General features: G+C 71.2%; 8 protein-coding genes and 1 tRNA gene. 2 read left to right on the top strand and 7 right to left on the bottom strand.

Annotated elements, in window-relative coordinates; all coding sequences use genetic code 11:
- Window positions 1-771: 771 nt before the first annotated feature.
- The 4 genes from AB0I51_RS45175 to AB0I51_RS45160 form a co-directional block, all read right to left on the bottom strand.
- Window positions 772-845 (bottom strand) — tRNA-Pro (locus tag AB0I51_RS45175).
- A gap of 60 nt (window positions 846-905) precedes the next feature.
- Window positions 906-1,820, bottom strand: coding sequence for a YceI family protein (locus tag AB0I51_RS45170; RefSeq protein WP_362984808.1), 915 nt, complete (start codon window positions 1,818-1,820; stop codon window positions 906-908).
- A gap of 92 nt (window positions 1,821-1,912) precedes the next feature.
- A complete protein-coding gene (locus AB0I51_RS45165; protein ID WP_362984806.1) occupies window positions 1,913-2,677 on the bottom strand; it encodes an NUDIX domain-containing protein in 765 nt (254 codons plus the stop codon).
- Window positions 2,678-2,703: 26 nt separating this feature from the next.
- Window positions 2,704-4,170, bottom strand: coding sequence for an MFS transporter (locus tag AB0I51_RS45160; RefSeq protein WP_362984804.1), 1,467 nt, complete (start codon window positions 4,168-4,170; stop codon window positions 2,704-2,706).
- A 145-nt stretch (window positions 4,171-4,315) separates the two neighbouring features.
- Here AB0I51_RS45160 and AB0I51_RS45155 point away from each other — a divergent pair, with 145 nt between their 5' ends.
- On the top strand, window positions 4,316-4,894 hold the full coding sequence (locus AB0I51_RS45155) for a helix-turn-helix domain-containing protein (RefSeq protein WP_362984802.1): 579 nt from the start codon (window positions 4,316-4,318) through the stop codon (window positions 4,892-4,894).
- Here the strand turns inward: AB0I51_RS45155 and AB0I51_RS45150 are convergent, their stop codons facing one another.
- Genes AB0I51_RS45150 through AB0I51_RS45140 form a run of 3 tightly spaced genes read right to left on the bottom strand, consistent with a single transcriptional unit; the run spans window position 4,895 to window position 8,584 of the window.
- Complete coding sequence (locus tag AB0I51_RS45150; RefSeq protein ID WP_362984800.1) at window positions 4,895-5,965, bottom strand: maleylacetate reductase; 1,071 nt, start codon at window positions 5,963-5,965, stop codon at window positions 4,895-4,897. It lies immediately after the preceding gene.
- On the bottom strand, window positions 5,962-6,822 hold the full coding sequence (locus AB0I51_RS45145; protein WP_362984798.1) for an intradiol ring-cleavage dioxygenase: 861 nt from the start codon (window positions 6,820-6,822) through the stop codon (window positions 5,962-5,964). Before AB0I51_RS45145 ends, AB0I51_RS45150 begins: the two co-directional genes overlap by 4 nt.
- Window positions 6,823-6,847: 25 nt before the next feature.
- On the bottom strand, window positions 6,848-8,584 hold the full coding sequence (locus tag AB0I51_RS45140) for an FAD-dependent monooxygenase (RefSeq protein ID WP_362984796.1): 1,737 nt from the start codon (window positions 8,582-8,584) through the stop codon (window positions 6,848-6,850).
- A 161-nt stretch (window positions 8,585-8,745) separates the two neighbouring features.
- Here AB0I51_RS45140 and AB0I51_RS45135 point away from each other — a divergent pair, with 161 nt between their 5' ends.
- Window positions 8,746-10,440, top strand: coding sequence for a helix-turn-helix domain-containing protein (locus AB0I51_RS45135; protein WP_362984794.1), 1,695 nt, complete (start codon window positions 8,746-8,748; stop codon window positions 10,438-10,440).
- Window positions 10,441-10,444 lie beyond the last annotated feature (4 nt).

The following is a 10,444-nucleotide window of genomic DNA, read 5'->3' as shown; positions in this document are numbered from 1 at the left end:
GAGTACTTCCGGGGTGCAGCCATGGTCACAGGTCCTCTCATGAGTCCCATCTGACCTGCTGTCAGCATCCTCCGCATCCCGGGGGAACCTCAGCCCTGCAGATACGCCTTGAGTCCCTCCGGGTTCGGATCACGCCGGGTCGGCAGACAGCCTCGGCGGTGGTCTGCCCGATGACGGGGCGAATCGTCGCCGCGATCACCTTCATGAAAGCCTTTCTCGATGACCGAGAAGGCGTCTCGCATCAAGTGGAACCTTGCGGAACTTGCGCGGTGGATTCGCCGGTTGGGGACGCGGACCACGAGGGCGCCGACAGTTAGGTATTTCCTCAGGGCCGGATCGAGACAGAATCAGTCGCCGTTCAAGAACGGCCGCAGGTCGAGCAGAGCGTTGCTGATGGCCCGTCGGCTGACTTGGAACAGGGCCGGCACCTCACTGGTGCAGACCCGGCGGCATACCCGGCAGGGCTCGTCCAGATGGCGCCCGCAAGGCCCACGCCACACACAATGTGGACGAAAAACACCAGGTCAGGAACCCTTCGAGAGGGCTCGAAGGTCGCGACGCACTCCACGTGATGCGTCATCAGAAACACACGGGCGACTCCACGAACCGCCCGCTCTGCGTTGTACCGACCACCCCGTGGCGCACCTTGACCGGGTCAAAGTGCGCCACAGCGCCCGCCAAGTGCAGTGGTCCCCAAACGGTCCCCAAGAATAATCAAGGGGCCACTTCAGATCTCCTCTGAAATGACCCCTGACCTGCGACTTCGAAAAGTCGGGACGACAGGATTTGAACCTGCGACCCCTTGACCCCCAGTCAAGTGCGCTACCAAGCTGCGCCACGTCCCGGTCGCGCCGCACCCGGTTGGTCGGGTGAACGCGCAGGTAAACCTTACCGCATGTACCGGGTCACTTCGGCGGCGTCGGGGTGTCGTGGGTGCGGTACATCGCCTGGACGTCCAGCTCCAGCTGGACGGTGGGGCCGACGACCGCGATGCCCCGCGCGAGCATGCTGCGCCAGTTCAACGTGTAGTCCTCGCGGTGCAGTTCGGCCGTGGCGAGGGCCGCGCAGCGGAGTTCCTCCGCGTAGCCGCCGTTGACGGTGCCGAGGTAGGTGGTGTCCAGGCTCACCGAGCGGCTGACGCCGTGCATCGTGAGCGAACCCTGCAAGGTCCACTTGCTGCCGCCGCGGTAGGCGAACCGGGTGCTGGTGAAGTCGATGTACGGGTAGCGCTCCACGTCGAGGAAGTCACCGGAGCGCAGATGGTTGTCGCGCGTGTTGTTGCCGGTGGTGATGCTGGACGCGTCGATGCGGACGTGGACCTTGGAGTCGGTCACCTCCTGGGCGATCTGGATGCCGCCCTGGAATCGTTCGAAGCGGCCGTGCACATGGGCCATGCCGACGTGTTTGGCGATGAAGCGGATCGCGGTGTGCGGCGGGTCGAAGAGCCAGGTGCCGGGCGGCGGGAGTTCCTGTGCGCGGCCGGGCTGCAGCCACACGCGTTCGGCGGGCGCGGCGGTTCCGGCGGCGATCTCCACCGTCTCCTGGTGCGGCTGGAGTCCCTGCGCCGAGACGAGGAGGCTGTAGCGCCCGGGCGGCAGGGCGGCGAGGAAGAAGCCGTACGGGTCGGTCGTACCGGAGGCGGCGACGCGGTGCGAGTCCAGGGCCGTCACGGTGACCTCGGCGGACGCCATGGGCGCGCCCATCGGGTCTACGATCTCACGGCCGAGGCCGCCGGCGCCGGGCGGGAGGGTGAGCGAGAGGCCCGCCGCCGGGGCGGAGGCGCCTTGGGGCCGCCAGCGCCTGAGCAGTGCGAGGGCCATGGTGATCACCTTTCTTCACAGCAGTCGCACCGGCATACGGCGCCGGGCGACACGTCCCCGATCGTGGGCGCTCCGACAGTGGAACGGGTGTCTCATATCGAGACACCCGTTCCGGCGCCCTCCGCGTAGCGGCGGACAATTGGTTCCAGATAGTCCGCGTGCGGGCCCGTCAGGTCCGGGAGTTGGGCTGTCGAGCGGATCAGGGCGATGCGGTTCAGTTCCGGTTCGCGGCCCTGCGCCGTCTCCGCGGCCACCACGTCCTCGAACCGTTCGCGCAGTCGCGCCTCAGGGAGGGACGGGGCGCGGAACAGGACGCCGATGCTGCCGTTTCCGGCGCGGGTGACGTTCCAGTAGGTGAGGTCTTCGGGCCGGGTGTCGATGCCGGTCTCCTCGATCAACTCCCGTGCGGCGTGGCGGCGCAGGGCGGCGAAGTCGAGGGCGGCGTCCCCGTCCGGCGGTTCGATGGATCCGCCCGGCAGCTGCCAACGCCCAGGCGCCGCCGTGGAGTTCGACATTCGCCCCACCAACAGCCGCCCGTCGTCGGCGGGTTGGAGGACGGAGGCGAAGAGGGACGGCATCGAGGAGGCGTGGCCCGGGACGCGCCGCAGGGCGAAATGCCGGTACGTCGTTCTGACCCAGGAGACGACCAGGTCGTACGGGCCCTCCCGTTCCGTTCCCGCGCACACCACGACCGGCCCGTCGAAGAAGCTCGGGTTGACGCGCACCAGTTCGTCCCAGGCCCGGTTCATGGCGAGCCGCTCCTCGGGGGTGAGCCGGGGAGCGGCTGATTCGACGAGCCTGAGCCGGTGGACGTCCAGCAGTTCGGCGCCGGGGCGCCGCGCGCTCTGTTCGATCATCGGCTCATGCTGACATAGCGGCCGGGTCAGTTCACGGCACCGGGAGCCACCGCCGACGCCTCTGCCTCCGCCTTCACGAGCGACGACTCGGAGGTGCCGACCGTGGTTCCTCCGCCACGGCCGGGCCGCCGCACCGGCACCATCAGCGCGGCCAGCGCCGCCGCCAGGCACAGCACGGCGAGCAGCGCGAATCCGTGGGTGTAGCCGGAGCCGTACGGAAGCCCGGATGCCTGGAGCCGGCCGGTGACCAGGACGCTGGTCACCGCGGCGCCGATGGAGCCGCCGATGGTGCGGATGTTGGCGTTCATGCCGGTCGCGGCGCCGGTCTGCTCGGGCGGGACGCTGCCGACGATGAGGTTGGCCATGGAGGCGAAGGCGAGTCCGATGCCGAGGCCGAAGATGCCCGCGACGAGGGCGATCTGCCACTGCTGGTCGTGCCAGAGGGCGAGGATCCCGCAGGCGACCGCGCCGAGTGCAGCACCGGTGGTGAGCAGTGCCTTGGCGCCGACGACGGGTTCGAGCCGGCCGCTGAGCACACCGGACACGAACATCGCGACCAGCATGGGCAGCATGAGGAGTCCGGACGCGGTGACGCTGGCGCCGAAGCCGTAGCCGGCGGACGCAGGGGTCTGGACGAAGCCGGGCAGGAAGGACCAGATCGAGTACATGCCCGCGCCGAAGAGCAGCGCGGCGGTGTTGGTGGTCCACACGGACGGCAGGCGCATCACCTTGAGGTCGATGAGCGGGCTGCGCGAGCGGGCCTCGGCGTACAGCCAGGCCGTGAAGAGTACGACGGCCGCGGCGAACAGGCCGACGACCCGCACGGAACCCCAGCCCCAGCGGCTCGCCTGGCTGAGCGGGAGCAGCAGGGCGACCAGCCAGCCGGACAGGAGTACGGCGCCGGACCAGTTGACGCTTCCTTCGGCGCGGCTCGGCGACTCGGGGACGTAGCGCAGGGCGATGAGGGTGGTGACGGCGACGATGCCGACGGGGAACCAGAACAGCCAGCGGTAGTCGAGCGCGGACACGATGGGTCCGGCGGCGACCATGCCGACACCGCCGCCGGCGGCGATCACGGCGGACAAGTTGCTGATGCTGCCCGGGACTTGGGACGTGTCGAACTCGTCGCGGATGATGCCGAAGGAGAGCGGGAACAGCGCGCCGCCGATGCCCTGGACGACCCGGGCGACGATCAGTACGCCGATGTTGGGCGCGAGCGCGGCGACGAGACAGCCGGCCAGGACGGCCAGCAGGACGGCGACGAGCGTGCGCTTCTTGCCGATCAGGTCGCCGATGCGGCCGAGTATCGGGGTGAAGACCGAGGCGGACAGCAGATAGGCCGTCATCACCCAGGTCGCGGTGGACTGGGAGGTGTGCAGCGCGTGCTGGACGGTCGGCAGGGCCGGCGCGATCAGCGACTGCAGCATGGAGAAGACGCCCGCTCCCGTCGCGAGGACCGCGAAGGTGAGGCGGGTGGTGGATGTGCGGGGCATGGAGAGCCTCTCCGAAACAAGCAGGCGGAGTGCGTCCGCGCGCACGTGCACGGCGGTACGCACCCGCCACTGCTAAAGTGGAGGTACCCCTCCACCATAACGGAGGCACACCTCCGGTTCAACCGAATCCGCCCGGGAGGCACCAGTGACGGCCCAGCCGTTCCCCGTCAGCGAGATCGTCGCGGCCCAGCGCCCCCACCGCAAGGACGCCGCCCGCAACTACGACGCCCTGCTGGCCGCCGCCCGTGAGGCGTTCGCGGAGCACGGCGCGGACGCCTCGCTGGAGGACGTCGCCAGACGGGCGGGCGTCGGCATCGGCACCCTCTACCGCAACTTCCCGACCCGCCGGTCCCTCTTCGAGAGCGTCTACGCGGACGAGGTGAACACCCTGTGCCAGGCCGCCCTTGACCTCGCCGGCCTGGAGCCGTGGGAGGCGCTGACGTCCTGGCTGAGCCGCTTCTCGGGCTACATGGTGACCAAGCAGGCGGTGCGCCAGGCGCTGGAGAACGACTCGGAGATCTTCGGGACCTGCCGCGAGTCGATGTTCTCCGCGGGCGGCCCGCTGTTCGAGCGCGCGCAGAAGGCGGGCGTGGCCCGCACCGACATGGACTTCGGTGATCTGCTGCGGATGGTCGCCGGCATCACCGGGACGACGTTCGTGGACGACACCCAGCGCGACCGCGTCCTGGCCATCGCGCTGGACGGCGTCCGCACCGACCACTGACTACACGGGGGCGGTTCCCTCGTACGCCGCCCGCAGCAGCGCGAGCACCCCGTCCTCGGTGACCGGCCGGGGGTTGGCGTACGCCTGGCTCACGACCTGGGCGACAGCCGTCGCCAAGTCGCTCTCCTTCAGGCCGAGTTCGGCGAGCGAGCGCGGCGCGCCGAGCCGTCCGGCCAGCTCCCACAGGGCAGTTGGGGCAACCGGGGCGTCCAGCGCACGGGCCACGGCGGCTGCCGCCTCCGGCGCGGCGGGCGCGTTGTACGCCAGCGCGTACGGCAGCACCACCGTGTGGGTCTCCGCGTGCGGGAGGCCGAAGGTGCCACCGAGGACATGACACAGCTTGTGGTGCAGGCCCATGGTGGTGGCGCCGAGGCAGGAGCCGCAGAGCCACGCCCCGTACAGGGCGCGGCCCCGGGCGTCCAACGACCGTGGTTCGGCGGCCAGTTCGGGCAGCGCGCCCGCCATCGCCCGTACGCCCTCCTGCGCCATCAGCGTGATCAGGGGTGAGCGGTCCGGGGCATAGAGGGCCTCGACGGCGTGCGCGGTGGCGTTGATGCCGCTGGTCACCGTGAGCGGGACGGGGAGACCGAGGGTCAGTTCCGGGTCGTAGACGACGCTGCGGGGCAGGACGGCCGGGTCGCGGCCGGTGCGTTTGGCGCCGTGTTCGGTGAGACCCCAGACCGGGGTCATCTCGGAGCCGGAGTAGGTGGAGGGCACGGCGATCAGCGGGAGGCCGGTGCGCAGCGCGATGGCCTTGCCGAGACCGATCGACGAGCCGCCGCCGACCGCGACGCATCCGTCGGCGCCCAGCGAGCGCGCCAACTCGACGGCGCGGTCGGCGACTTCGACCGGGACATGCATCTTCGCCTCGGCATGCACCCCGGCACACGCGTCACCCAGCGAGTCGGCGACCGCCCGGGCGGTGTCGGCGCCGCGGGCGCCGGAGAGCACCAACGCCCGGCGCAGTCCGAGCCGTTCGGCCTCACCGGCGGTCGCGGTCAGTGCGGCGCCGGGACGGAAGACGACCCGCATGGGCTGGGCCTCGTAGGCGAAGTCGAGGGAGTCCTTCACGAGCGCTGCTCCAGTACGAGGTCGAACTGTGCGTGCCGGAAGGGGTTCTCGATGCCGAACTCCCGTGCCAGGGAAGGGTCGTCGGTCGGGGTGAAGTCTTCGACGAGACTCTGTTTGACGGCGAAGACGGCGTCGGAGTCGAGGTAGTCGCTGCCCGCGACGAAGATGTGGGTGGTGACGGGGGCGTGGCCCTCGGCCGAGGCGATGAAGTGGATGTGGGCAGGGCGGTAGGGATGGCGGCCGGTCGCCCTGAGGAGGTCACCGACCGGGCCGTCCGTGGGGATGGGGTACGGGCTCGGCACGCAGGTGCGGAACCAGAAGCGGCCCTCGGCGTCGGTGGTGAACAACCCCCGTCCGTTGCCCGCGGGTTGGACGTCCGGGCGCTGCACGTCGTAGAAGCCGTTGCCGTCGGCCTGCCACACGTCGAGGAGGGCGCCGGGGAGCGGGGTGCCGTTCCCCGACACGATCCGGCCGCTGACCACGCAGGGTTCGCCGCCGCCCACCAGGTCGATGTTCGCGCCGAGTTCACGGACCGGCGACTCGGTCATGTGGAAGGGGCCGAGGACCGTCGACTCGGTGGCGCCGGCCTCGCGGTCGCCGTTGATGGTCTCCACGAGCATCGACAGGCCGAGCACGTCCGACAGGAGGATGAACTCCTGCCGGGTGTCCGTGCAGGCCTGCCCGGTCTCCGTCAGAAAGCGGATCGCCTGCTCCCACTCCGCCTGGGTCAGGCGGGTCTCCAGCGCGAACGCGTGCAGATGCCGGATCAGGCCGGAGAGCAGTTCCTGCAGACGGGGGTCGGCGGTCTCCCGCAGACTCGCGACGGCCTCGTCCGTGACGGTGACGTGAGTGGTCATGTCGGCTCCCTAGCCTGTTGAAATATCAACCATCACCGAGGATGCGTCGCAACGCGTCCGTGAGCAAATGTTTGGCGTCCTCGGCCGCGTCGGCGTGGCGGAAGGCGACGTAGCCGTCGGGGCGGACCAGCAGGGCACCCGCGTCGGACACCTCGCGGAGGCGGGCCCAGTCGCCGTACGGGTCCTCGTACTGCCGGCCGGGGCCGACGACGACCGTGGCGATGTCCAGGGGCTGCGCCTCGGCCGCGCGCAGCCAGGCGTCGCCGCCGATGCCGGTGAGGAGGGTGAAGCGGCCCTTGCCGACGGTGTCGAGGGTCGAGACGGTGCGGGTGCCCGAGGTGATCCAGGCGTGCGGGAGCTTGGCACCGGGGCGGGAGCTGGGCTGGTGGTACAGCTCCCGGTCGCGGTCGAAGCCGGGGTCGGGCGTGCCGTCGGGGACGATCGCGTCGGACGTGTAGCGCTGGTTGAGGTCGACGCCGTGCGCGTTGAACTCGTACACCTTGTAGGCGATCGCCTCGCGCAGCGCGGCCCGTTGCTTCTCCGCGGCCTCGGTGGCGTCCTTGCGGGCCTCGATGTTGGCCCACAGCTGCTCGGGGGTCTGCGGGGAGAGTCCGTCGAGCGCCTCGAAGATCGGGGCGGTCTCGCCGATGGACTTGTTTGCGCGGGTGACGATCTGCTTGCCGACGGGCGCGCGTTCGGCGTCGTAGGTGTCGAGCAGCTTCGGCGTCGCGGTCCCGTCGAGGACCAGCTTCAGCTTCCAGGCAAGGTTGTAGGCGTCCTGGATCGAGGTGTTGGAGCCGAGCCCGTTGGACGGCGGGTGCCGGTGCACGGCGTCCCCGGCGCACAGGACGCGGCCGTTGGAGTAGGTCTCGGCGTACATCTCGTTGACCGTCCACGCCGAGGACGACTTGATGGTCACCGGGATGTCGTCGTCGCCGACGAGCTGCCGTACGACGGACAGCGCGTACTCCTCGGTGAGGTCGGGGGCGCCGGCGCTCACGTCGTACCCCCACACGATCAGCCACTCGTCCCAGGGGCTGACACAGCGCACCAGGCCCGCGCCGATGCCGCCGACGGTGGCGCCGGGGGCGAGCACCCAGTAGAGGGTGGAGGGACGGTGTGCTGTGTATTTCGTCAGGTCGGCGTTGAAGACGATGTTGATGCTGCCCGCGACCCCCATCTGCCCGCCCATCGGCAGCCCCGCGTCCTCGGCGACCTGGGAGCGTCCGCCGTCGGCGCCGATGAGGTACTTGGCGCGGATGAGGTACTCGTCGCCGCGCAGCCGGTCCTCGACGGTGACCGTCACGCCGTCCTCGTCCTGCTCGAAGGACTTGTAGACGGTGCTGAAGCGGACGTTCGAGCCGCGCGCGAGCGCCGCGTCGATGAGCACCGGCTCCATCAGGTGCTGCGGCATGTCGCACATGCGGGTCGGGCTGGCCAGGTCGTGGGCGGCCTGCACCAGCGGGTCGTTGCCCCAGGAGCGGATCCGGCCCAGCTCCTCGCCCGCGAGGCTGGTGCAGAACGTGGTGTTGCCCATGAGGTTCTGCGGGGTCGCCTTGGCCAGCACCTCGTCCTCGACACCGAGGTCGCGCAGGACCTCCATGGTGCGCTGGTTGGTGATGTGCGCGCGGGGTGTCCTGGTGAGGCGCGAGTAACGGGTGACGACGATGTGGGGCACGCCGTAGGTGCTCAGCGCCAGCGCGGCGGCGGCACCGGCCGGGCCGCTGCCCACGATCAGTACGTCGGTCTCGACAACGTGCACGGCGGGACGCTCCAGGGGGTGAGACAGGTTGAGACTGGGGTGAGAAAGGCACCGACTCTTCACGATCATCATGCGGGCGGAACACCCTCGGGTGTCTCATTACGAGACAGTTACAGCCCCGCGGCGGCTGCTGTCACGGGCCCGATACGGTGTGAGGCGTCATGACCATCGTGGAGCACTCCCCCGCCCTCGCCCCGCTGCGCCAGGCGCGCGAGCGGTTCCTGACCGGCCGCCCGCTGCCCGACGGCGTCCCGGACGAGGTCCTCGCCGCCTGGCGGCGCGCCCGCTTCTTCGGCGTACGACATGACCTCGACGGGCCGCTCCAGGAGCCCGGACCGCCCGTCGAATCGGCCCTGTCGGAGACCGCGCGGCCCGTGCTGGAGCGCGTCGCTCCCGCCCTGGGCGCCCACTCCGCGCTGTTCCTCACCGACGAGCGGCTGCGGGTGGTGTGGACGGCGGGCGAGGTGCCCGGCGGCGACCGGTGCCGTGATCTGTCCGAGCGGGAGGTGGGCCACAACAGCGCGGCCCTCGCCCTGCGCACCCGGCGCCGGGCCGAGGTGCACGGCCCCGAGCACTTCCTCGACGTGTGGCAGGACGTGTCCGCGGTCAGCGTGCCGCTGCTCGCCCCGGAGACGGGCCAGGTGCTCGGCACGGTGTCCGTCGCGTCCGGCCTGTGCGCCGGCTGCGGCCCGCACCCCGGTGCCGCCCTCGCGGAGGCCGCGGCCGTCGCGGTGGAGGCGGAACTCCTCGCCCGCTCCCGTACGGCCGAACGGGTGCTCCTCGACGCCTACACCCGCGCCGCGCACGGCGCCGGCCGCGCGGTCGTCGCCCTCGACGGCCGCAACCGCCTGATCAGCGAGGCCGCCGTCCGCCTCGCCACCCCCCAGGTACTGGCCGCCCTGGAACGCGTCGGCACCGGCGAGGAGTCGTACGACGATGCGCTCCCCGACGACGCCGGGTGCACCGCGGTGATCACTCCCGTACGGCACGAGGGCCGCGTTCTCGGCATCGTCGCCGTGCTCGAAGCGCGGGCCGTCGAGGTGCCGCGTCCCGTTCCGCGCCCCGCGCTGGCGCTCACGGGCGGCTCCGTGCCCTGGCGGCACGCGGTCGCGCGGGCGGTCGAGCTGGCCCGGGTCCCGGAGCCGCTGCTGCTGACCGGCGAGCGCGGCACCGGCAAGACCGCGCTGGCCCGTGAACTGCTCGGTGAGACCGTGCCGTTGGTCGCCGACGCCGCCGAGTCGCCGGACCTGGGCGTGAAGTACAGCGAGTTGGCCGACGGCCGCCCACTGCTCCTGCGGCACGCCGAACGGCTGGCCCAGCCCGATGTCGCCGCGCTCAACTCCCTGCTCGACGAACACCCGGACGTGCATCTGCTGGTCACCTACACGCCGGGCACTCCCCCGGGCCCCTGCTTCCAGCGCCTGCTGGACACCCTGGCAGCCCGGTCGGTCGCCCTGCCCGCGCTGCGGGAACGCCGGGAGGACGTACGGGAGTTGCTGCCGGTCCTGGCGCCCCGGCCCGCCCCGGGACAGCCGCCGCTCAGCTGGACGCTGGACGCGCTGCGGGCCCTGGAGGAGCATCCCTGGCCCGGGAACGTGACCGAACTCGCCCATGTCGTACGGGCGTTGGCGGAACACCGGCGGGTCACCGGTCCGGTGCGGCGGGCCGAGCTGCCCGATCCCGTCCGGGAGGGCCCCGCGGCCCGGCGGCTCAGCCCGATGGAACACGCCGAACGCACCGCCATCCTGGCCGCGTTGCGCCGGCACGGCGGCAACAAGGCGCGGGCGGCTGCCGCGCTGGGCATCGGGCGGGCGACGCTGTACCGGAAGCTGCGCGGTTACCAGGGCGTCTCCTGAACCG

It is taken from the genome of Streptomyces sp. NPDC050549, assembly GCF_040655035.1.
GTDB lineage: Bacteria > Actinomycetota > Actinomycetes > Streptomycetales > Streptomycetaceae > Streptomyces.
This window is presented reverse-complemented; position numbering and strand designations above follow the sequence as displayed.

Coding starts and splice junctions, on each gene's coding strand:
- AB0I51_RS45170 (WP_362984808.1), bottom strand. CDS start 1,820: ATGGCCCTCGCACTGCTCAGGCGCTGGCGGCCCCAAGGCGCCTCCGCC.
- AB0I51_RS45165 (WP_362984806.1), bottom strand. CDS start 2,677: ATGATCGAACAGAGCGCGCGGCGCCCCGGCGCCGAACTGCTGGACGTC.
- AB0I51_RS45160 (WP_362984804.1), bottom strand. CDS start 4,170: ATGCCCCGCACATCCACCACCCGCCTCACCTTCGCGGTCCTCGCGACG.
- AB0I51_RS45145 (WP_362984798.1), bottom strand. CDS start 6,822: ATGACCACTCACGTCACCGTCACGGACGAGGCCGTCGCGAGTCTGCGG.
- AB0I51_RS45135 (WP_362984794.1), top strand. CDS start 8,746: ATGACCATCGTGGAGCACTCCCCCGCCCTCGCCCCGCTGCGCCAGGCG.